The sequence below is a fragment of the Azospirillum brasilense genome (genome assembly GCF_005222205.1).
GTDB classification, from domain to species: Bacteria; Pseudomonadota; Alphaproteobacteria; order Azospirillales; family Azospirillaceae; genus Azospirillum; species Azospirillum brasilense_G.
On sequence record NZ_CP032345.1, the window covers coordinates 2,271,358 to 2,293,401 of the forward strand.

Annotated in this window: 15 protein-coding genes and 1 pseudogene; 8 read left to right on the forward strand and 8 right to left on the reverse strand. The window is 67.3% G+C overall.

Going from position 1 to position 22,044, the window contains the following annotated elements:
- Window positions 1–8 precede the first annotated feature (8 nt).
- Together D3869_RS10925 and D3869_RS10930 are read right to left on the reverse strand one after the other, a co-directional pair.
- Window positions 9–1,802 (reverse strand): ShlB/FhaC/HecB family hemolysin secretion/activation protein, encoded by a 1,794-nt coding sequence (locus D3869_RS10925; protein WP_175426439.1) that lies wholly within the window; start codon window positions 1,800–1,802, stop codon window positions 9–11.
- Window positions 1,803–2,023: 221 nt separating this feature from the next.
- Window positions 2,024–3,046 carry a helix-turn-helix domain-containing protein gene (locus D3869_RS10930; RefSeq protein ID WP_137140066.1) on the reverse strand — a complete coding sequence of 341 codons (1,023 nt, stop codon included), beginning with the start codon at window positions 3,044–3,046 and terminating at the stop codon, window positions 2,024–2,026.
- 947 nt (window positions 3,047–3,993) lie between these two features.
- Here D3869_RS10930 and D3869_RS10935 point away from each other — a divergent pair.
- The 6 genes and pseudogenes from D3869_RS10935 (at window position 3,994) to D3869_RS10960 (ending at window position 11,566) form a co-directional block, all read left to right on the forward strand.
- Complete coding sequence (locus tag D3869_RS10935) at window positions 3,994–4,239, forward strand: hypothetical protein (protein ID WP_137140067.1); 246 nt, start codon at window positions 3,994–3,996, stop codon at window positions 4,237–4,239.
- Between the two features lie 383 nt (window positions 4,240–4,622).
- Complete coding sequence (locus D3869_RS10940) at window positions 4,623–6,053, forward strand: hypothetical protein (protein WP_137140068.1); 1,431 nt, start codon at window positions 4,623–4,625, stop codon at window positions 6,051–6,053.
- Window positions 6,054–6,233: 180 nt separating this feature from the next.
- Window positions 6,234–7,904, forward strand: coding sequence for a hypothetical protein (locus tag D3869_RS10945; protein ID WP_137140069.1), 1,671 nt, complete (start codon window positions 6,234–6,236; stop codon window positions 7,902–7,904).
- A 14-nt stretch (window positions 7,905–7,918) separates the two neighbouring features.
- Complete coding sequence (locus D3869_RS10950) at window positions 7,919–9,430, forward strand: Dyp-type peroxidase (protein ID WP_175426440.1); 1,512 nt, start codon at window positions 7,919–7,921, stop codon at window positions 9,428–9,430.
- Between the two features lie 2 nt (window positions 9,431–9,432).
- Window positions 9,433–10,671, forward strand: coding sequence for a cytochrome P450 (locus D3869_RS10955; protein WP_137140071.1), 1,239 nt, complete (start codon window positions 9,433–9,435; stop codon window positions 10,669–10,671).
- 154 nt (window positions 10,672–10,825) lie between these two features.
- Window positions 10,826–11,566, forward strand: a pseudogene (locus D3869_RS10960) (IS5 family transposase).
- Here D3869_RS10960 and mutL read toward each other — a convergent pair.
- Both mutL and D3869_RS10970 read right to left on the reverse strand, forming a co-directional pair.
- Window positions 11,525–13,426 (reverse strand): DNA mismatch repair endonuclease MutL, encoded by a 1,902-nt coding sequence (gene mutL, locus D3869_RS10965; RefSeq protein ID WP_137140072.1) that lies wholly within the window; start codon window positions 13,424–13,426, stop codon window positions 11,525–11,527. The pseudogene D3869_RS10960 and the gene mutL overlap by 42 nt on opposite strands.
- A 76-nt stretch (window positions 13,427–13,502) precedes the next feature.
- Window positions 13,503–14,345 (reverse strand): hypothetical protein, encoded by an 843-nt coding sequence (locus D3869_RS10970; protein WP_137140073.1) that lies wholly within the window; start codon window positions 14,343–14,345, stop codon window positions 13,503–13,505.
- A gap of 333 nt (window positions 14,346–14,678) precedes the next feature.
- Here D3869_RS10970 and D3869_RS10975 point away from each other — a divergent pair, with 333 nt between their 5' ends.
- Window positions 14,679–15,884 (forward strand): hypothetical protein, encoded by a 1,206-nt coding sequence (locus D3869_RS10975; RefSeq protein WP_137140074.1) that lies wholly within the window; start codon window positions 14,679–14,681, stop codon window positions 15,882–15,884.
- 534 nt (window positions 15,885–16,418) lie between these two features.
- Here D3869_RS10975 and pgi read toward each other — a convergent pair.
- Window positions 16,419–18,062 (reverse strand): glucose-6-phosphate isomerase, encoded by a 1,644-nt coding sequence (gene pgi / locus D3869_RS10980; RefSeq protein WP_137140075.1) that lies wholly within the window; start codon window positions 18,060–18,062, stop codon window positions 16,419–16,421.
- Window positions 18,063–18,237: 175 nt separating this feature from the next.
- Between pgi and D3869_RS33055 the strand changes: the two genes are divergently transcribed.
- Window positions 18,238–18,405, forward strand: a complete 168-nt coding sequence (locus tag D3869_RS33055; RefSeq protein WP_175426441.1) for a hypothetical protein — start codon at window positions 18,238–18,240, stop codon at window positions 18,403–18,405.
- Window positions 18,406–18,490: 85 nt separating this feature from the next.
- On the opposite strand, the gene D3869_RS10985 is transcribed toward D3869_RS33055, so the two are convergent.
- From D3869_RS10985 to D3869_RS10995, 3 genes are all read right to left on the reverse strand, one after another.
- Window positions 18,491–19,855 carry a M16 family metallopeptidase gene (locus tag D3869_RS10985; RefSeq protein ID WP_137140076.1) on the reverse strand — a complete coding sequence of 455 codons (1,365 nt, stop codon included), beginning with the start codon at window positions 19,853–19,855 and terminating at the stop codon, window positions 18,491–18,493.
- 1 nt (window position 19,856) lies between these two features.
- Window positions 19,857–21,278 (reverse strand): M16 family metallopeptidase, encoded by a 1,422-nt coding sequence (locus tag D3869_RS10990; RefSeq protein WP_137140077.1) that lies wholly within the window; start codon window positions 21,276–21,278, stop codon window positions 19,857–19,859.
- 140 nt (window positions 21,279–21,418) lie between these two features.
- Entirely contained in the window at window positions 21,419–22,036 is a 618-nt protein-coding gene (locus D3869_RS10995) for a DUF3035 domain-containing protein (RefSeq protein WP_175426489.1), read from the reverse strand.
- Between the last annotated feature and the right edge of the window lie 8 nt (window positions 22,037–22,044).

Consider the following 22,044-nt stretch of genomic DNA (forward strand, 5'->3'; position numbering starts at 1 on the left):
TTCTCGCCTCAGAACTGGAGGGAGGAGATGAAGATCAGGCGTTGACCGTCCCCGGCGCCCTGGCCGAGCCGGTAGAGCCCGTATTCGAGATTGAGATGCACGGCGCTGAAGCTCGCCCGTTGGGCGGCACCCACGCGCAGGCCGAGGCCATAGGCGGTGCCATGGCTGGTGCCCGTTTCGAGCGCGGTCGGGCGGGCCAGTGTGGCGTTCCCGTAGGCGCCGAAAAGATAGGGTGACAGCACCGCCCCCGCGTCGCGCTCGACCGCATCCGTGCCGACGGACGGCAGGGTGAAGGCGGCGGAGACGGGAAACTGCAATTCTCCGCGCAGCACGAAGCCGCTGTCGCCCTGGAGTGTCCCGGACGCGAGCGACGACAGGGCGGTGGTGCCGGTGAGGCTGATCTGCTCGGCGTTCGCCATGGCGTGGTTGAAGGCGGTCTGCGCCCGCGCGGCCAGATCGACGGCCAGATGGGGCAGCAGCGGCTGCGTGTAGCCGGCGCTGACGTCCAGCTTCTGGAACACCGGGTCGGCGCCCTGCCGGGACAGCGGCGTGGTCGTCGAGACGTTCGGCGGCGCCTGGCGGGCGCCCAGCCCGCCGATCCCGAACGAGCCGGTCAGCCGCGCCGTGACGAGGCCGTTGCCGGGCGCGTACCAGACGAGGCTGCCGCCGCCGCGCAGGACGCGCAGGCGGTCGATGGACAGGTCCTGCTCCACCGGGCCGGTCGCCGACACCCGTTCCTGTTCGGCGTCGAAGGCGGTCTGCAGGGAGAGGGTCAGATCGCGGTTGCGGATCAGCGGATAGTGCAGCCGCGCCGAAACCCGCGAGAAGACCGAGGTGCTGCCGAAGCCGTCGGCGCGCGTCGTCGGCGTGGCGCGGGCGTCGGTCAGTTCCAGATTGGCGGTCAGCCCGTCGTCTCCCAGGGGGACCGTGACGCCGGCCGCCAGCGTCCGGTTGCGCGGCTGGTCGGCAAACAGCCCGGCGCTTCCCCCCGACGGCCAGCCGGACGCCCGCAGATAGATCAGCTCGCCCTGGCCGGTCGGCGAATTCAGGTCGAGGCCGACGCTCGCCGTGTAGGTGCCGAGTTCCTCGGCCAGCGTGTTGTCGCCCGCCAGGAAGCCGGTGACCGGCTGGTGGCGGGCCTCGACCGTCAGCACCGTGGCGCCGGGTTTCGATCCCGGCGCCAGGGTCGAGCGCAGCAGTGTGCCCGGCGTGTCCCCGGCCAGCAGCAGCCTGCGCTCGATGATGTCCATGGTCAGGCCGCGCCGGCCGACCAGCGGCGCCAGCAGATCGGCGACGCGCCGGCGGATGGCCTCCGGCAGGGCGTCGGTGTCGACCCGTTCCACGTAGCCGTCGATGACGACGAGGCGGAGGACCGCTCCGTCCTTCAGCCGCTGGGCCGGCAGCACCACCCGCGCCAAGCCGTAGCCCGCGGCGATGTAGGCTTGCTCCAGCCGGCGCGCGGCGGCGAACAGCTCCGCCGCCGATACGCGCTTCCCGACGAGTTCGCCGCCGATCGCCTGCTCCTGCGCGCGGAGTTCCGGCAGGCCGCCTTCGACCGTGACGCCGGCAATGTCCACGAACAGCGCGTCGGCACCCGCCGGCGCTTCGGGACCGGCGCTGTCCGGGATGAGGATCTCACCGCCCCGCGCGGGCGGCGAAGGCTCGAAGGAAGGCGGCGTGATTTGCGACGCTGATTGTGCGTGGGCGCTGCCGGCGGCCGTGGCGACGATGAAGGCTGTGAGGGCATGGCGTCGCCAGTCGGATGATAATAATAATTTTAGAAATCTCAAATCAAACCGCACAGCCTCTCCCCCAGCGCCCGTTTCTGGCAGATACCACCTACGGTGCCAAACTTAAGGCTGGGGGGAGGTCAGTAATTGCGTTCGGATTTATGCGCAAGACGCCATTTTTTATGCCTGAAGGGCATGCGCGTCGTGCCGTGCCATGTTCTGAAGCGGTCGAGCGAGCCTGCGGATGGCATCGGGTATTGGCGGGTGAGCGGGATCGAAGCGGAGCGGAGGTCTCACGCTTCATCCGCTTTCGAACGCCGGGGCAGCCTTCTGGCGTAGGATGCCGGTGACGTGCCGAACATGGTGGTGAAGGCGGAGGTGAAGTTGCTGACATGGGTGTATCCCACCTGCCAGGCGACCTCCTTGATCGTCAGCTCACCGCGCTCGATGAGAGTCCGCGCCTGTTCAAGTCGAAGGTTCCGCAGAACCTCGAACACGGTTCCACCGAACAGTTCGCGGAACGCGACGTTCAGGCGCTTGTCGGAGAGATTGACCGACCGGGACAGTTCGCTCAGCGACGGAGGGGTCCGCAAGGACGCCTTCAGGCGCTCGAAGGCGTCCTGAGCCGAGCGGTGCTCCCGGCTCGACAGCGGATGCGGCTGCGTCCCCGCATCGCTCATCGCCTGTGCGACCAGGGTGATCAGCATCAGGGCGGCGCTTTCCAACTGCAACTGGCGGAGCGCTCCGGTCAGGCCTGGGGCTATGTTCTGCTCGATCGCCACCCGCATCTCCTCGGATACGGGAAAAGGCATGACGCAGGGTTCATTCTCCGCCATCCCCATCAACCGGCGGAAGAACTGTGGAACGTCGTCGTCCAGGTACCCTTCGAGCCGATGAGGCGGGAGCGAGACGCTCAACGACCGCACCTCGACCCATTTCTCCAGTTCGAAGCTCACGGGAGACCCGAGATACCGGAAGCCGCAACCTTGCGCCGGGGTAACCATCTGCCGGCCGCTGCCCGCATAGGAAAGGGATGCCCGTCCGGAAAACAGCACCAGCAGATTGTTCAGGCACCCGTTGTCGATCGGGTCGAAGCTGATGACCATATCCTCGGCCGGGATGAGGCGGCTGATCGACAGGTTGCCGCCATCGGCGAGATCCGTCTTGCTGAACTGCAGAACGCCCATGCCGTCGTCGAGGGTGGCATCGTCCGTGACGAAGAACTCGTTGGATACACCGCTTTCCAGAGTGGCGTTGACGCGCACCAGCGAGTTGGAATCCGGAATTGGTTCGTTGTGCTCATCTGAACTTTTCAACCCGGCCTCCCCCGGCGGCGTGATGGCATTCAGCCATGCTGGTGTCCGCGAGTGAAATGAATGGGGAATGTTGTGGCCGGTTGTCAATTCATCCGCCACCCTCTGGTTGAGGCGGCTTCTTCGATGGCATCAGCTTGCCACTGATACAAGAAGGTGGAAGGGCCGTCCTGGCGACGTCGAAGCGGGCCGTCTCCGGGTCAGTTCGTGCGGGGTTCAGGGTCACTCCATCTGTGGTCTGACACCGACGACCTATGTCAGGCCACAGATAGACTGACCCGATTGGCCTGCTGAAAAGGCTGAGCTCACCTGAATTGTCATGTCCCGGTTTCCACAGTAGGACTGACCTGATTCCGGCACTTCCACAACAAGACCGACCCGGCTCAGATCCTCGCTTTATGCGCCAACCCCTTTGGGTCCGGACGACTTTGGTGCAGAACTCGGCCTGCGGACGGATTTCGCCCAAAGGCGATGGAGATCAGCCGGTCCTCCGGGAGGTTGGCATGCCGAGGTTGGTCATGCGATTGATGACGGCGCAGGCGACGTTGGCTTCGGCTTTTTGTGCGGTGTCCGGATGCGACACCTCCTTGGTGGCATACGCCATAGGGATTTGAGGGTTTCACTGATTCTGTCCGTGGCGGGGGCATCCCCGCCGGCGCCGCGCGGGATGCGCTTTCAAGCTGCGGTGGCGGCTGCGCCGGATGGCCGTTCAGGTAACAGTGTCCAGGTAACGGTTGAGCATCGTCAACAGCCGTCGGGTCAGCCGGGTAGGGGGCTGCCGTCCATTCTGCGGGCGCCAGAGCCAGGAAGAGCCTTCCTTCGAGTCCAGTGGGCGCGCTGCCGATCATCGTCCAAAATTTTGTTTCGGAGGTCGAAAAAGACCAATTCTCAGGTCATGTCGTGGATCATTGGTTGCCGTGGATCATTGGTTAATGGCAAAGAAACCTCGCATGGGTTCAGTCATTCTTGAGCTTGGAGCCTTTTTGCAATTGGCATACGGTAGTATGCAGATTTCTAATTTCTTTAGGATATACTCCGTTAAGCGAATTGCTGGCGATATATTATCAAATGCAAGATTGGATTACGAAACACTTGGCGGTGGGCGTATTATTTTTCATTCCATTTCATCAAATGAAAACTTAGCGGTATCTGAAATACTGAAGCAATTTCTGCGGCTTATTCATTTAAAAGGATGAGAACAAAACTTGGTTTATAACTTTTATATTTTGATAAATCGGATTTTTTGAATGATGAAGACAAAAACAACCTCAATTCTTGAATGGCTCATCACAATGAATTGCCGTGCATAGGACAATCCGCTCTGGCACTTGGTGGGTTGGATAGAAATCGTACTGTTCTGCCTCTCTAGGCGCGCTTGCTCCGCGCAGCATAAGAGGCTGCTCCAGAGCTTCGTACAAAAACCTGGAAACCTTCAAAGTGACGTGTGGGGGAGGGGGGCATGAAAGGCAGGAGAATGCTTTCGAACGTCGCTACTATGGGTCTGTGCGTTGGAGGACTTATAGGCTGCGGCACGCCATCGCTGCCTGAGTTGGACATTGAGGAGCAATGGACCAATGCAATGGCGCGCCAGTCCATGTTCGCGTTCTTTCCGCTCGACGAGGACGTCATGGTCGGCGACGTTTTCCTGAACACACGAGGAGCGCCGACGTCGCGCGATGACGGCAACTTCGATCTCGTGCGGATTGCCCGGACTCCCAAGATCGAGGTGGCGCGGGGACTCTGCGACAGCCAAAAGGAAAGGCTATTCATAGCCTTCGCCGAACCGCGCGGCGTGGCGACGGAGAACCAGGAGGCCAAGGCCGCCGATTCCAAGAAGACGGTTGATGCCAAGAAGCCAACCGTCCTGGCGTCACCGGCGTCCAGCCCCTGTCCGATGATTATGGATACCTTGGAGAAAGGCGACACGCTTCCTTCATCGATCCGTCTCGCCGACGCTATGGACAGTACCAGTGATTTTCGACTGGGCCATGCAAGCATTCCGAAACTCACCGTGGCCCGACTCACGGAGGCGCAGATCGGCGCATCCGGCCTGCTTGGCAACTTCGGCGCAAACCTGGGATTCGCCAGCAGCAGCAACGTTGCGCTGACGATCGAGCTGAAGGATCTCCAGCAACTTCAACTTGAGCTTCCCATCGCGATTGACATGCTGCGTCGGTTGGTCGTTGCTGATACGGCCGTGCGCCCCGGTGCCGTCGTGCGCATCATGGCGCGGCGCTGGCCCGAGGGGACGAAGCACCTGTGCCGGGGAGATTTCGCGAAGATCCGCGACGGAATGTCCGTCGCGATCGTCACGCGCGTTCTTTATGCCGGCAAAGTCGAGTACCAATTCTCCCGAAGCGCCGAGATGGCGCTCCGTCTCGCGATCCATGCGACAAGCGTCTTGGAAGGCCAGCCGCAAGCTCCCACTGTGCCGAGCCTGCCGACCGGCAAAATCGAAACACCGACTGCGGCAGAGGGCAGCGAAGCCCGTGTCCGCGCCGCGGTCAACGCCTTGCTCGCGAGCGTGACGGGCGGGGAAACGGGCAAGGCGGCGGGCGGCCACACGACGCTCGCCATCGGTTCACTGGGTGGGACCTCCCTGTCGTCCCAATTCCCGCGGCCCTTGGCCGCCGGAGCCGGTACGAACCTCGTCTTTACGGCCGAGAGCGCGTTGCTGCCGCAAGATTCCGGCGATATCAAGGATGTCATGGAGTTCTGCAGCGATCTTCTCGAGTTGTCAGCGGGCTCAAATTCCTGGCGGGAGCCCATTGCGGACTGGTGTCCGGCCCAACATGAGCAGATCGGTGCCAGGGACCCGCGGGAAGGCCTGCGCCAGCACATGTGCAAATTCCTGGAAGTGCGGAGTAACGCCAGGAATCAGCAGAATAAGGCCAAGGAGCAGCAGAAGCAGAACGCGGCTCGCGGCTTGCGCAAGACGGTGCCGGCACCCCCGCTCCCCGGATTTGTGCCGACCGATCGTGTGCTGACCGGCGTCGCCAAGCTTGGCTGAAGCGACATCGGCAATCGTGGGGAGCGGGATCAAGGATGCAATCACGCTCCCACAACCCCGCCGCCACGCCAGGACCTTCATCTCCGGGAGCCGCTCCCCAACCCGGTGCCGGGGCACGGTTCGCCACGCGGCGGAATGGTGAGGGCTTTGCGGCACCACCGACATTCGAGGCGCAGACACATGCAGTCAGTGCTTTCCACCGTCTTTGAGGTCCAGCCCGACAGCAAGGACATGCTCGTCGCCCGCATCGTTCAACTGCGGCAGGACGAAGAGAGCCTTGTCGATCCGCAGGGAGAGAAATACGGGCGGCTGAAGGTCCGGGTTCCCTTGCTGCATTTCATGGCGCTCAGCGTGTTCGAAGACGATCGTTACGATCCGATCCTCGTCATCGAAACGAACTTCGATGGACCGCCCGGCCCGTTCTGGGCTCAGCTCGAGGCGGCCGTCGGCGAGGATCTCCGCGCGATCCTGCGCTTCTGCGAAAGGCCCTCTGGCCCGACCGGAGCGTTGTTCGACCGCGTCGTCGCGGCGGGCTCTCGCCAGCCGATCGCGTCGCTGCTGGAGGGCCACAGCTTCCAGCCCCTGATCGTCCACATCGGAAACCGTGGCCTCGACCGCGACCGCATCCTGCGGGAAGCCGAACTCTTCCATGCCGCGCGGACGATCCTGGCGGACGCCGACAGAACCGCCCCCAATCCGTACCGCTCCGCAACCAGCGCAACGGCGATCCACGCCGGCCTTCGTGGCGCGCTCCTGGAGTCGTTCCCCTGGCTCGACGAGCCGGCGCCCGCCCGCATTCCGGCCGACGAGAACCGGAGCGACTGGCTGCGGCTCGGCGGCTTCCTCGCCCTCCTGCTTCTCGTCCTGTCGCTTCCCGGGGTGCTGCTCGGCCTCATGCTCCGCCCGTGGTGGGTGGCGGTTCTCCTGTCCCTCGTCGCGGCTGCGGCGTTCGCGGCGTCGATCCGGGATCTCGGCGACCTGCTCCGCTTTTTCGGTGCGCCGGACGGCGCGGCGCCGGCCGATGCGCGCCCACGCCCGACGGCTGGCTCGCGCCTCGTCACCGCCCTCAAGGGCTTGGCCGGTGTCGTGGCCATGATCGGGGTCTATCTCGCCATTCCGTCAGCCGCCGCGGCGGCGGCGGTGGCGCCGCTGACCGGCGCCGGCTTCGGCGACATCTTCCGCGCGTCGGCCCAGGTCCTCGGCGCCGGTCTGGCGAGCATGCCCGCCAGTGCGCTCGCAATCCTGTGGTGGCTGCGCCGGTTGGAAGCGCGCGACGCGTCGCATGACCATCCCCGCCTCGACGAGGGGAAGCTGCGGGCGATGATGGAGCGCGAGGATCACATCGCCCAGAACCACATGGGAAGCCTGGTCCTCGTCAAGCCCGGGGTGCTGCGCGCGGTGCTGCTGCGCGTCGGCCTGCGCGGACTTGGGCTCGTGCTGCGCGTGACCGAGTGGGCGCGGCGTGGGTATCTGGGCAGCATGCGGACCATTCATTTCGCGCACTGGGCGCTCATCGACAACGGCGGTCGGCTGATGTTCTTCAGCAACTTCGACGGCAGTTGGGAGAGCTATCTCGACGATTTCATCGAGAAGGCGCATTCCGGTCTCACACTGGCGTGGGGCAACGCCACGGGTTTCCCGCCCGCGCGCTTCCTGCTGCTGGATGGGGCGACCCAAGGCCGGAAGTTCAAGGCCTGGGCCCGCCATTCCATGACGGTGAGCCTGTTCTGGTACAGCGCCTACAAGGACTACACCGTGGACCAGATCGAACGCCACGCGCGCGTTGCCGACGGGTTGCGCCGGCGTTCCCTGACCAATGAGGAGGGCGCCCTATGGGCTCGGGACCTGTAGCGCCGGACGCCCGGGTGGCGGCGGGCCAGGAGTACGACGTCGACCGCGACGCCGTTTCCACGCACGGCTGGGGGCTTGCAACGGACGCGTGGGCCGACGTCCAGGGGCTGGTCTACAGCGGATACGGTACCTTGCCATGGGCTCGGGCCCTGTTCCTGGACCTGACGCACGCGCAGTCCGGCTGGCTCACGTCGCTGCGCGCCGTGGCGCCGATCACCGACGGGCGTCCGATCGTCGAGCCGAAGGTCTGTGTCGACAAGGCGGCGGCCATCGCCTTTACCGGCGCCGGCCTGGCGGCGATGGGCCTTGGCGAGGATGCGCTCAGGACCTTTTCGCGGCCCTTCCGGGAAGGCATGCACCAGCAGAACCGGCGCCGTCGATTGGGCGACGACGGGCCGACCGTCGTCGACGGCGGGCCGCAGTGGAGCGGAAACACCCCCACGTCGCTGGAGACGCCGGACACCGTCCATGCCCTGCTCCTCGTCTACCACCGCAGCGAAGCGGACCTCGACCGATACGCGGAGGAGGCCCGCGGAACGCTTCTGGCCCAAAAGGTCGCGATCGTCCGCGAGATCAATCTGGACATAAAACCCGACCAGCGCGGGAAGGTGCGCGAGCATTTCGGCTTCGCCGACGGCGTCTCCCAGCCGCTGCCATACCTCGACAACGGGCGCGACGGGCCGCCCGGCCACGATCCCTGGAACGAGATCCCCCTCGGGGAGATCCTGATCGGCTACAGGAACGCCCATGCGGAGATCGCGCCGGGTCCACAGGTTCCGGCAACGGACAGCGCGGCCCGCTGGGAACTCCTGGATTCCGGAAACGCACCCGAGGGATTCCGCGATCTCGGCCTGAACGGCACCTATATGGTCGTGCGCGAACTCCGGCAGGATGTCGGCCGCTTCTGGACCTCGCTGGACAATCAGGCTGCCATCCTGCGGCGGCAGGGCGGCGACGCTGGTCAGGTCACGGCGGAGTGGCTGGCGGAGCGCATCGTCGGGCGGGACCGGGACGGCCGCCTCCTGTGCCCCGTTGGAACCTCGGTGGCGGAGGGCGACAACCGCTTCGGGTTCCGTTCCCGGGACCCGCACGGGTTCGGGTGCCCCCTCGGCTCCCACGTCCGGCGCGCCAATCCGCGGGACGGGCTGGCCCCGGACGAAGACTCCGCTGAGACGCTTCGGGCGGCGGCGAACAACCACCGCATCATGCGTCGCGGCCGCAAGTTCGGCAGGGTGATCGCGGACCCGCGCCACGACGATGGGGAGGAGCGCGGCCTCCTCTTCATCTGCCTCAACACGGACATCGCCCGGCAGTTCGAGTTCGTGCAGCAGACGTGGCTCCTCAACCCGAATTTTGCCACGCTCTATCAGGAAAGGGACCCGCTGGTCGGTCCCAACGGCCCGCTGACGATCCCCCAGGACCCGTTGCGGAGGATCGTGGACGTGGAAACCTACATCGAGCTGGTGGGCGGGGAATATTTCTTCCTTCCCGGCATCCGGGCACTGGCCTATCTGGAAAGCCTGTGATCATGCGGGTCGAAGGCGTCGGACCCAGGGGGCGGCCCGGCGGGCTGAAAGGCGCGCTCGCCGGTTGGATGATGCGAAGCCTTCCGGCGGTGTTCCGGGTCCTGCGCGCCGTATCGCCGGTTCTGCGCATTGGCGATACGGTCGTGGTGACCCGCTACGATGACGCGCGCGAGGTGTTCCTGAACGACGACGCCTTCGCGGTTCCCTACGCGAGGAAGCTCGACGTCATCATGGGCGGGCAGCCGTTCTTTCTGGGGATGCGCGATACGTCCGACTACCGCCGCGACACGGCGGCGATGAGGACGGTCGTCCGCTCCGACGACCTTCCCACGCTCGCTGCGGAGGCTGGGCGTCTCGCCGCTGAGGCGGTGCGGGCGGGCGGCGGCCGCATCGAGGTGGTGAACGACCTCGTCCGCGAAGTCACCTTCGCCGTCCTGGGCCGGTACTTCGGTGTGTCCGACCCGCCGGACGGCGATCTGAGAATCTGGGCGTCCCGGCTCTTCGAATTCCAGTTTGCCGACCCCGGCGACGACCCGGATCTGCGCGCCGAGGTCGACGCGATCGCACCGGCCCTGCGCGCCCACATCCAAGGGCTGATCGAAGCCCGCCGCGCCTCCGGCGCGTTCGGGGACGACGTTCTCGGGCGCTGCCTGGACCGCCAGAGCCGCGGCGATCCGGGCTTCTCCGACGGCCAGATCCGTGCCGCCCTGACCGGCTTCGTGGTTGGTGGACCGCCGCAGCCACCGATGGTCGTGCCCCAGGCCCTCGAGCAGTTGCTGCGCCGGCCAGCCGAGTTGGAGGGCGCACGGAAGGCAGCGCTGGCCGGTGACGACGCGCTGCTTCTCGGATACGTACTGGAGGCCATGCGCTTTGACCCGCTCGCCCCGACACTGCCGCGGGTCGCGGTGAGGGACGAGCTCATCGCGGCCGGCAGCCGCCGGGCCACCAACGTGCGCGAAGGGGCCACTCTGCTCGTTGCCTTCAGCTCGGCGATGATGGACGAACGGCGCGTGCCCGATCCCAGGCGGTTCAACCCCCGTCGCTTGGCCCATGAGTACATGCATTTCGGGCATGGTCTCCACACCTGCTTCGGCTTGCAGATCAACCACGCAATTCTGCCCATGATGCTCAAGCCACTTCTGGAACGGCGCGGGCTGCGGCGAGCCCCCGGACCGGACGGCCATCTGCGCAAGCGCGGCGCCTTCGCTGAGCGTCTGGAGGTGGTGTACGATCCGGAGTAGGTGTCAGGCCAACTCGAACAGCGTGAGGAAGGAACACCGAACGCAACGCCCAAAAAACGCTACGGATTTCCGGCCTATATTATCCATTTACCTAGCACTGCTTTGGCAGTTCTAGGGCGCTGTTAGCGCGTGATGTCTGACGCATCTGTTCGGGATGGGAGTTGAGTACGGAAACGAGGTTCTGACGGACGCGGAATGGGCGATACTGCATCCGCTGATCGAAGCCTGCCGCCCGCGCGGCAAGACACCCCCCAGCATCTGCGCCGCACCGTTACGGCGATCCTCTGGCGGCATAGGAACGGAGCCAAGCGGCGCGCCATCCCGTCGGAGTTGCGGGCGTGGTGGATGGCGGCGCAGACCTTCATCCGCTGGGCTCGGTTGGGCGTGTGGGAGCGCTTGCTCGATCTGGCCCAGCAGCGCGGCGTCGCGCTTGGCATGACCTTCCTGGACGGCACGAATATCCGAGCGCACGCGAAGGCGGCGGGCGCGTCAAAAAAAAGGGGATCTGGAGCACAGCGGGACGTGCGTGAAGCGCTTGGGCGTTCTCGTGGCGGCTATGGCACAAAAGCCTGCGTGATCGTGGATGGCGGTGGGCGACCGCGGCTAAGCTTCCGACGCCTTTCGCCAGCGGATCTGGAGCCTGGGTGCGCGACCAGCGATCCCGCACAAAAAGACCGATGCACCGGTCGCCTGTCCGGCATGGATTTACAACAACCGCAACCTCGTCGAGCGCTTTTGGGCCAGGATCAAGGAGTGGCGGGCAATTGCTACCCGCTACGAGAAAACTGCCAACTCCTTCACGGGCATCCTTTGCCTCGCCGCCGCCCTCGATTGGATCAAGCGCGAACAGGCCCTAGCGGCGCCCGAACAGCCGCTCGATGTCGGAAAGCTTTAATTCGACATAGGTGGGGCGGCCGTGATTGCACTGACCGCTGTGGGGGGTGGCCTCCATCTGGCGCAGGAGGGCGTTCATCTCCTCGATGCCGAGAGAGCGCCCGGCGCGGACGGAGCCGTGACAGGCCATGGTGCCGCACACATGCTCCAACCGTTCCTTCAGCGACAGCGCGTCGCCCAGCTCCGCCAACTCCTCGGCAAGGTCGCGGACGAGGCTCTTCACGTCGCTCTGGCCGAGCAACGCCGGCACCTCGCGCACCAGGACGCAGCCGGGGCCAAAACCTTCCACCGCAAGGCCCAGTTCCGCCAGTTCCGCGGCGCGGCCCAGCAGGCGGTTGGCGGACGGTTCGTCCAACTCCACCAGCTCCGGAATCAGCAAGGCCTGCCGTTTCACGCCGCCCTCCAGAAGGGCGGTCTTCATGCGTTCATAGACCAGCCGCTCATGGGCGGCGTGCTGGTCGACGATGACGATGCCCTCGCTGGTCTGGGCGACGATGTAGGTGTTGTGGACCTGGGCGCGGGCCGCACCCAGCGGGTGGCTGTCCAGCGGCGGAGCAGCGGCGGCGGCCTGCGCCGCGTATTCCGGCGGGCGCGCGGCGGGCGCGGCCTGCCAGCCGGCGAGGCGGCCCTGCAGGGGAGGGAGCGGCGCCTGATGGGGAGCCTGGAAGGCGGTTGCCCGGTCGGCCAGCCCGCGCGGCACGACGGAGCCGTAGCCGCCGCCCCAGGACTGTGCCGGCTGATGCCCCGGGCTGCGGTAGGGCAGGGGGGAGGGCGACGGAATGGCCCCGTCCGTACCCGTCTCGCCGTTCTCCGGGCGCAGCGCACCGAGCGTCGCCAGCCCGACGGTGGTCGAGGCGCGGTGCCCGGCCTCGGCCAGCGCGTGCTTGAGCGCCCCGACGATCAGCCCGCGCACCAGGCCCTGGTCGCGGAACCGCACCTCCGCCTTGGCGGGATGGACGTTCACGTCCACCTCCTGCGGGTCGAGGTCGAGGAACAGCGCCAGCATGGGGTGGCGGTCGCGCGGCAGGAAATCGGCATAGGCCGCCCTCACCGCGCCGACCATCAGCTTGTCCCGCACCGGGCGGCCGTTGACGAACAGGTGCTGGTGGCGGGCCGTGGGGCGGTGCAGGGTGGGCAGGCCGATCCAGCCGGCGAGCGTCACCCCCTCGCGCGCCGCCTGCACCGGCACGGCGTTGTCCTGGAAATCGCGGCCCATCAGGGCGCCCAGCCGGGTCAGCCGGGCGTCGAGCAGGTCGCCCTGCGCCGCCGACAGGCGCAGCGTCGAGCGGTTGTCGCCATCCAGTGTGAAGGCCACGCCGGGATGGGCCATGGCCAGCCGTTCGATGCAGTCGCCGATGTGGTCGAACTCGGTCCGGGCGGCCTTCAGGAATTTCAGGCGGGCGGGTACGGCGGCGAACAGGTCGCGCACCTCCACGCGGGTGCCCTGGGCCAGCGCGGCGGGCTGCGGCGCGCCCTTCAGCCCGGCGTCCACGGTCAGCGCCCAGGCGCTGTCGGCGCCGCGCGGGCGGCTGGTCAGGGTCAGGCGGCTGACCGCCCCGATGGAGGGCAGCGCCTCCCCGCGGAAGCCCAGGGAGCGGATGTCCAGCAGGTCGTCGGACGGCAGCTTGGAGGTGGCGTGCCGCTCCACGGCGAGCGCCAGCTCGTCCGGCCCCATGCCGCAACCGTCGTCGGTGATGGTGATGAGCGACTTGCCGCCATCACGCACCACCACGTCGATGCGGGTGGCCCCGGCGTCGATGGCGTTCTCCACCAGTTCCTTGACGGCGGCGGCGGGCCGCTCGATCACCTCGCCGGCGGCGATGCGGTTGACGAGCGTGTCGGGCAACATGCGGATCGGCATCCGCCAAATATAGTAGGCTCAGGAGCGGAATGCCACCATGAGCGGGGGCGTGCGCGGCGAACGGATGCGGCGGTCCTCAGGCTCCGGCGAACAGCCCCTTCAATCCCTGCAGCAGGCCGGCGGCCATGTCGGTGGCAACGTCATCCATGCCGACCGAGCGGACGGAGGCGAGGACGCGGGCGTTCGATCCTCCATCCCCGTCGGTCACCGCCCACAGGTTGGCGCCCTGGCCCGGCCGGGTGTCGGTGAGGCGTCCCAGCGTTCCTCCCTTGATGGCGCCGAGCAGCGGGTTGCTGTGGTCGTTTCCATCCTTCAGCGCGATCATGCGCAGCGGATCGTCCGTCTTGGCGGACCGGCCGGCAAGGCCGAGCCGGTCGAAGACGACCTGCAATTCCTTGCCGCTGTTGGGCATGCCGATGCCGATCACCCCGGACTCGGCCTCGGCATCCTCGGCGAACGGGTCCTTCACTCCGGCGGCGCGCAGCGCGTCCGGCAACTCGGGTTTGCTGAGGCCGTTCTTCGCCGCCAGCTTGTCCAGCAGGCCATGCGCGGCACCACCCAGGACAATGGGCTGGTCCTCGGGCAGGTTGAGCGTCTGGCGCAGCATGCCCATCGCCTCCCGCATGTAGTCGGCCTGCTTGAGGTCGTAATCGCGGCGGGCGAGCACGGCGTCCATGCCCGCCGCGACCGGGTCCCTCGCCGCCGCGTCGCCGGCCTTTGGCACCGCGAAGGAGATGACCCCGGCCTTCATGGCCCGGACCGCGTCGGGAGACAGGCTGACCGTGTCCACCGTGCCGTTGCGGCCGATCGTGGGCGCGGCGGTTCCCGACGTGGCAGCCCCGGGGCCCTTTGCCGGACCGGGCTTGGCGCTGGCGCCGAAAGCGGCGGGCGTGCTGCTGGTGACGTCGGTGATGGACATGCGCTTCCCCCCGCTTTTCGACGGCGTGGCCTTCGGGACGCATCCCGAGGTGGTGAGCGATGATGCCGTGGGCGGGGTCGGTTGTCCATGCGGCGGAAGCGACCGGTCGGATGGCGCGTGTCCGGCCCGCCTCTTCCCTTGAGGCAATAAATTGAAGGACGAAGCATCATTATGATCCGTGAAAATATATGTCATCAAGCATCCTCGATCTTTTCTCCCTTTTTCCCGAAGGAATTATAAGAATGCAAATGCATGTGGTTTGATGAGATGTTTGAATATTATTTAGATATAAGGAAGTGTGCTGCTCCACCCGATTTTCTGTGGGAGCAGTCCATGTCCGATACCCCGATCACCTACGCCGCGCCAGTCGATGTTCCGGTGGCCCGCCAGCCCTTCAACCTGCAGGGCTACAACAATTCCCTCAACGTCACCATCGGCACGCCGAGCGGCCTGCTGCACGAGGTGCAGGTCGACACCGGCTCGACCGGCATCGTCATCCCCGCAACTCTGCTGATGGTCGACGGTGACACGTCGAAGGGACTGGCCGCGGGCGTGGTGTCGCTCGGGCCGGCGCAGATCACCTATCACCCGTCGGGCAACACGCTGGCCGGTTGCCTCTATCTCGTGCCCAGCCTGTTGATCGGCGCGTCGCTGAACGACTCGAAGCAGGTTGTTTCCGTCTGCGAGGCCGGGCCGCTGGTGGTCTTCGGCGCGCAATATGCCGGCAACACCAGCACGCCCGGCGTCCAGAACCCGGTCGATCCGGGCATGGGCATGATGGGCGTCGGCTTCGGCCGCCCGGCGCTGAGCTACACCGCGAACGCCGGCCAGTCCGATCAGGTGGTCTACACGCTGAGCAACCCGTTCCTGTCGGCGTCGGTGGGCGGCCAGCCGCTCTACCCATCCTACCTGCTGTCCTCGGCGGGGAGCGGGGCGAGCGGCTACATATCGCTGGGCGTCACGACCGCCCAGTTCACGGCCGCCCCCCTCAACGGGCAGACCGTCGCGCTGACTTCGGCCAAGCCGCCGGTCACGCCGAACGTCACCAACGACTGCAACTGCGCCCCGGCGTCGGGAACCTCCTGGCCGGCGGCCCCGACCCAGCCCTACTGGCTGACCGGCCCGGCGACCATCACCATCAGCACGGTCAACGACGCGCTGCCGCTCAAGGCCACCCTGCTGCTCGACAGCGGCGTCACCGGCGCGATGATGAGCGTTCCGCAGGTGAAGAACTGGGCAAGCAGTCTCGGCGGGGCGGAAATCACCATCGCCGTGCCGAACGGGTCCAGCCCCGACGCGGAGCCGGTGATGTCCTACAGCTTCGCCATGTCCAGCGCGGCCCCGGTCAAGGGCATCTTCGCCATCGACACCGCGCTGTCCACCGCGGCGGCCCCGGCGTCGCTGGAGCCGGTCCTGCCGGACGGCGACATCGCCTTCGTCAACACGGGCATCAACCTGCTGCTGGCCTACAACTACTTCTTCGACGCGCAGCTGGGCCAGCTCGGCTTCGCACCCACCGCGCCGGTCACGTTGCCGTAAACGGTTGACGTCCTCGCTTGTGGGCCGCCCCGCTTTTCCCCGTCGCCGTGGCGCGGCGGGAAGGGCGGGGCGGCTCCAGGCCGGGGGCGGTCACGCCGGGCCGGTCTTGTCGGCGGGGTGGCCGTCCTCCTGCGTTTCCGGTTCGCTGGGGGTGGCGGGGCAGCTGGCGCGGGACGGGCCGGTGACGACGTCGAAATCGAAATCGGACATGATGGGACCTCCGGTTGGTAAGGGAGGCCGCCGTGACCGTCAGGAGGATTTTGCGTGCACCGCGTGCTGGAAACACAAAAGCCGCCTCGGGTCGGGCGGCTTTGGGTGCATCGTGGATGTGCGATACCTATGCCGCCGGAATGTACCAGCGGTACCAAAATCGCCCCAGAAGGGCGGGAGAGGTGAGGCGCACGGGGTTCATGGCCTGCACCCTACGCCGGATCGCCGTGCCGCACAAGAGCTTCCTGGGGGACTCCGACGTCATCCTGGCGGGGCAGCAGCGGGAGAGAGGCTCCCCCGGCGTTGGGACGGGGGAGCGGTGGTTCAGCGGTGCTTGCGGTACCAGCCGATCAGCCCGTTGGTCGAGCCGTCGTGCCCCAGCGCGGCGGTCGGGCCGTTCTGGAGTTCGGGCAGGATCTTGCCGGCCAGCTGCTTGCCCAGCTCCACGCCCCACTGGTCGAAGCTGTTGATGCTCCAGACGATGCCCTGGACGAACACCTTGTGCTCGTACAGCGCGATCAGGGCACCCAGCGTGCGCGGGTCCAGCTTCTTGAACAGGATGCTGTTGGACGGCTTGTTGCCTTCGAACACGCGGTGGGGGACCAGCGGCTCCACGGTGTCGGCCGGCTTGCCCGACTTGGCCATCTCGGCGCGCACCTCGTCGGCGGTCTTGCCGCGCATCAGGGCCTCCGGCTGGGCGAAGAAGTTCGACAGCAGGATGCGGTGATGGTCGCCGATGGGGTTGTGGGTTTCCGCCGGGGCCAGGAAGTCGGCGGGGACCAGCTCCGTCCCCTGGTGGATCAGCTGGTAGAAGGCGTGCTGGCCGTTGGTGCCCGGCTCGCCGAAGACCACCGGGCCGGTGGCGTAATCCACGCGCGCACCCTGGCGGTCCACCGTCTTGCCGTTGCTCTCCATGTCCAACTGCTGGAGATAGGCGGGGAAGCGGTGCATGTACTGGTCATAGGGCAGCACGGCGTGGGACTTGGCGCCCCAGAAATTGACGTACCAGACGCCGAGCATCGCCATCAGCACCGGCATGTTGCGCTCCAGCGGCGCGGTGCGGAAATGCTCGTCCATGTCGTGGGCGCCGGCCAGCAGCTCGGTGAAGCGGTCCATGCCGATGCCGAGCGCGATGGACAGCCCGATCGCCGACCACAGCGAATAACGCCCGCCGACCCAGTCCCAGAAGCCGAACATGTTGGCCGGGTCGATGCCGAACTTGCGCACCTCCGCCTCGTTGGTGGAGACGGCGACGAAATGCTTGGCGACATGGGCGGGGTCGCCGGCGCTCTCCAGGAACCAGCGCCGCGCGGTGTGGGCGTTGGTCAGCGTCTCCTGGGTGGTGAAGGTCTTGGACGCGATGACGAACAGCGTCGTCTCCGGGTCCAGCCATTCCAGCGTCTCGCTGATGTGGGTGCCGTCCACGTTGGAGACGAAATGCACGCCGATCTGCGGGTGCAGGTAGGGGGTCAGCGCCTCCGTCACCATCACCGGGCCAAGGTCGGACCCGCCGATGCCGATGTTGACGATGTCGGTGATCGGGTGGCCGGTGTAGCCGGTCCAGGCGCCGTCGCGGACCTGCCGGACGAACCGCTCCATCCGGTGGAGGACGGCGTTCACCTCCGGCATCACGTCCTGGCCGTCCACCATGACCGGGCGGTTGGAGCGGTTGCGCAGCGCGGTGTGCAGGACGGCGCGGTCCTCGGTGATGTTGATCCGCTCCCCGGCGAACATGCGGTCGCGCCAGCCTTCCACGTCCTGCTGGCGGGCGAGGTCGAGCAGCAGGCCGGGCGTCTCCTCGGTGATGCGATTCTTCGAATAATCGAACAGCAGGCCGCAGGCTTCCAGGGAGAAGCGGTTGAAGCGGTCGGCGTCGGCGGCGAACAGGTCGCGCATATGGAGGGTCGAAACGTCCTGGCGATGACGGGCCAGGGCTTCCCAGGCGGGCGAACGGGTGAGCGCTGACATCGGGATTTTGCCTCCTTCTCGCGTGCGCGGAGCCTAGCACCGATCGGTGCGCGCCGGGTACGCGCCAAAGCGGCGCATCCAACGTGCACAAAGGACTAGGTTGAGCGGACTATGCGGGGCGGACGATGAAACCGGCAACCGCCGCCCTGTGTTCTTTTCGGGACAGGAGGTGACGATGAGCGATCCGAACAAACCCGAACGGAATCCGCCGGTTCCGGCGGAGGAGGAGCGCCGCGAGGACGAGCGGCCCGATCAGGTGGGGATCATCCCCGGCAAGGTGCCGGGCCGCCCCATCGACCCTGGTGATCCACGCTTTCCGGGGAGCCAGCCGGACTTGGCCTGAGGGGCGTGGTCGCGGCGGGCCCCCCTCCCGGCCTCCCCCCGCTTCGCAGGGGGAGGGTTGGGAGGGGGCACCGCAACAGCGCTCCTCAGCTTCCCCCGTCAATCGTCCGCGTCGCGGTCACGCCTTCCGGACGGCCGACCAGCACGGTCAGCAGCCGGTTCGCGTCGAGCAGCCGCTTGGCGACGCGCTGCACGTCCGCCTGGGTGACGCTGTTGATGAAGGCGTCGCGGCGGTCGAGATAGTCGATGCCCAGCCGGTCGCGCTTGACCTGGAGCAGGATGCGCGCGATCGCCTGCGTGCTGCCGAGCTGCAGCGGGAAGCTGCCGGTGAGGTAGGTCTTGGCGTCGGCCAGCTCCTCCTCCGTCACGCCCTCGTCGGCCATGCGCTTCCATTCCTGGCGCATGATGTCCAGCGCCTGACCCGCCTTGGCGTTCACCGTGTTGCCGCCGGCCATCACCAGCGCGGAATGGTCCATCGGGATCAGGTAGCTGTAGACGCCGTAGCTGAGGCCGCGCTTCTCCCGAACCTCCTCCATCAGGCGGGAGCCGAAGCCGCCGCCGCCCAGGACGTAGTTCATCACGGTCGCCGCGTACCAGTCGGGGTCGGCGCGCTTGAGCCCGGTCTGCCCCATCAGCATGACGGTTTGCGCGGTCGGGCGGGTGGCGACCAGCGTTTCGCCCAGCCCCTTCGGCTCGACGTCGGGGATGGCGGCGTTCGCGGAGGTGGCCGGCAGGCCGCCGAACACGTGGTCGAGCGCGCGGCCCAGATCCTCCGGCGTGATATCGCCCGCCGCGGCGACGACCAGCCGGTCGCGGCCGAAGCCGTCCTTCACGAAGCCGCGCAGGTCGTCCGGGGTGATCGTCGGCAGCGATTCCAGCGTGCCGCGGATCTCATCGCCGTAGGGATGGCCAGGGTAGGCGGTGGAATAGAACAGCCGCCGCCCGACGTAGTTAGGATCGGCCTGATCGCGGCGCAGGCTGGACAGCACGGCAGCGCGCATGCGCTCCACCGCCTCCGCGTCGAAGCGCGGCTCGGCCAGCGACAGGCGGGTCAGCTCGAACGCCTCGTCGCGGCGGTCGCTCAGCGTGCGCAGGCTGCCGCCGAAGCCGTCGCGCCCGGCGTCGTAGCCCAGCGCGATGGCGTTGTCCTGGAGCCGCGCGGCGAAGGCCTGGCTGTCATAGGGGCCGGCGCCCTCGTCCAGCGTGCGGGCGGCGAGGTTGGCGAGGCCCTCCTTGCCCTTGGGGTCGGACGCCCCGGCCCCTTCGAAGGCCCATTCCAGGGCGATGATGGGAACCTTGTGGTCCTCGACCAGCCACGCCTCGATCCCGCCTGGGCTGACAACCCGCTTGATCTCGATGGCGGCTGCCGGAGTGGTGATGGCGAAGGCGAGGAGGAAAAGACAGGCGCCGAAGACGCGCTTGGACATGAGGCGCTTGGATAGGACGATCATCTCAGCTTCCCTTGTCCTGGAGCGGCAGCAGAAGGCCGGTGACGTGGTTGGTCTGGCCCAGAACGGCGCGGGCGGCGGCGTTGACCTGATCGGCGGTCACCGCGTCGATGCGCACCGGCCAGTTCTCCACGTCGTCGATGCTCTGGCCGGTGGCGATGGCCGCACCCAGCGTCTGGGCCGGGCCGGTCAGGCTGTCGCGGGCGTAGGCGGCCTCGGCCAGCATGCGCTTCTTGGCGGTGGTCACCTCCTCCTCGGTCACGCCCTTTTCGACCAGCGTCCGGATGTCGGTCTCCAGCGCCGCTTCCAGCTTCTCCATGGTCACGCCGGGGGCCGGCGAGGCGCCCGCCGCCAGCGAGGTCATGTCCCAGGACGACGGGCTGTAGCCCAGCCAGGCCGAGGTGGCGATGCGCTGCTCGACGACGAGGCTGCGGTAGAGGCGTGAGGTCGGGCCGCCGCTCATGATCTCCGACAGCACCTGGAGCGGGTAGGCGTAGCCCTCCTTGTCGGTGCGGTAGGAGGGGGCGAGCCAGTTCCGGCGGATCGAGGGCTGGCGCACCTCGTCGTCGCGCAGGATGACCCGGCGGGCGGCGCTGATCGGCGGCTCCTGCACGCGGACGCGCTCCGGCACCGGGCGGGCGGCGATGCTGCCGTAGTACTTCTCGGCGAGCGGCTTCAGCTCCTCGGCGGTCACGTCGCCGGACACCACCAGCACGGCGTTGTTGGGCGCGTACCAGCTCTTGTAGAAGGACTCTGCCTCCTCCCGCGTCAGCGTGGCCATCTCCTGCGGCCAGCCGATGATCGGCGTGCCGTAGGGGTGGTGGACGTAGAGGGTGGCGTTGATCTGCTCGCCGATGCGGTCGGCGGGCTCGTTCTCGATGCGCTGGCGGCGCTCCTCGATGATGACGTCCCGCTCCGGGTAGACCAACTGATCGGTGAGGCGGAGGTTCGACATGCGGTCGGCCTCCATCTTCATCACCAGCTCCAGCCGGTCGCGCGCCACGTTCTGAAAATAGGCCGTGTAGTCCCAGGAGGTGAAGGCGTTGTCGCGCCCGCCGTTCTTGGCGACGATGCGGGAGAAGGCGCCGGGCGGAACCTCCTCCGTCCCCTTGAACATCAGATGCTCCAGGAAATGGGCGATGCCCGACACGCCGCGCGGCTCGTCCGCCGCGCCCACCTTGTACCAGACCATGTGGGTGACCACCGGCACGCGCTGGTTGGTCACCAGCACGACCTGCATGCCGTTGGACAGGGTGAAGGTCTCCGGGAAGAAGACTCCCTTCTCGGCGGCGAAGGCGGGCGTGATGGCGGCGGGGATGGCGCCGGTCAGGGTGCCAGTCAGGGCGAAGGCCAGGACGCCCGCGGCGGCGAGCCGTCGCCAGGGCCGTTTCCAGGGTGGGGGAGCGGTGGGGCCGTTGGGGAGCATGGGCCTCTCGTTGGGAGCGAAGGGGACGGGAATGCAAAAGGGGGCGTCCCCGTCTGGGAACGCCCCCTAGATACTGGTGCGGCGAAGCGCCCGGAACAATGCCCCGAGTTGGGGCCCCGAACCGGGGCTCTGAAATCGGCTTAGAACAGCCCTTCCAGCGGCGCCCGGCGCTTGCGTTCGATGGTCGGGACGGTGCCGTCGTTCAGCGCCTTGCCGGTGGCCTGGGCCTCGCGCAGGCGCTGGTTTTCCTTCTTCGGATCGACGACCTCGTAGGGCTGCTCCTGCGTCTGCCAGAACAGCAGGGAGTCGATCCAGCTCTTGTCGGCGACGACGAGCTGGGTCGTCTCCTGATCGACCTTGTTGCGGATGCCCGGCTCGATGCCGCTCTTAGCGCCGGCCTGGGCGATCAGCGCCGACTCGCCGGCGGTGCCGCCCGTCGTCCGGCCGCCCGCGGCGGCGGCCGTGGCGCGGGAGGAGCCGCCGAAGACCGAGGCGGCGGCCACCGCGGCCGACGTGGCGTCCTGCGGGCGCGCCGCGCCGGGGCGCGGCTCCGGCAGGCGGGCGAGGCTCGGCGGCATGGTCAGCGGCGCGCGGGACACGACGGTGAACTCGTCCGGGCTCGTGCGGTCGAGGCCGATGGAGCGGCGGACGTCGGTGCATCCGGTAAGCGCCAGCGCGACGAGCGCCAAGCCCAGCAGCGGACCCCGCCCCAGGGAACGGGTGGAGCGCCGCGCGATGGAGGAGGCGAAGGAAAGCATGGTCACGT

Coding starts and splice junctions, on each gene's coding strand:
- D3869_RS10990 (WP_137140077.1), bottom strand. CDS start 21,278: ATGCTCCCCAACGGCCCCACCGCTCCCCCACCCTGGAAACGGCCCTGG.
- D3869_RS10995 (WP_175426489.1), bottom strand. CDS start 22,036: ATGCTTTCCTTCGCCTCCTCCATCGCGCGGCGCTCCACCCGTTCCCTG.
- pgi (WP_137140075.1), bottom strand. CDS start 18,062: ATGTCAGCGCTCACCCGTTCGCCCGCCTGGGAAGCCCTGGCCCGTCAT.
- D3869_RS33055 (WP_175426441.1), top strand. CDS start 18,238: ATGAGCGATCCGAACAAACCCGAACGGAATCCGCCGGTTCCGGCGGAG.
- D3869_RS10970 (WP_137140073.1), bottom strand. CDS start 14,345: ATGTCCATCACCGACGTCACCAGCAGCACGCCCGCCGCTTTCGGCGCC.
- D3869_RS10955 (WP_137140071.1), top strand. CDS start 9,433: ATGCGGGTCGAAGGCGTCGGACCCAGGGGGCGGCCCGGCGGGCTGAAA.
- D3869_RS10935 (WP_137140067.1), top strand. CDS start 3,994: ATGGGTTCAGTCATTCTTGAGCTTGGAGCCTTTTTGCAATTGGCATAC.
- D3869_RS10985 (WP_137140076.1), bottom strand. CDS start 19,855: ATGATCGTCCTATCCAAGCGCCTCATGTCCAAGCGCGTCTTCGGCGCC.
- D3869_RS10975 (WP_137140074.1), top strand. CDS start 14,679: ATGTCCGATACCCCGATCACCTACGCCGCGCCAGTCGATGTTCCGGTG.
- D3869_RS10945 (WP_137140069.1), top strand. CDS start 6,234: ATGCAGTCAGTGCTTTCCACCGTCTTTGAGGTCCAGCCCGACAGCAAG.
- mutL (WP_137140072.1), bottom strand. CDS start 13,426: ATGCCGATCCGCATGTTGCCCGACACGCTCGTCAACCGCATCGCCGCC.
- D3869_RS10940 (WP_137140068.1), top strand. CDS start 4,623: ATGGCGCGCCAGTCCATGTTCGCGTTCTTTCCGCTCGACGAGGACGTC.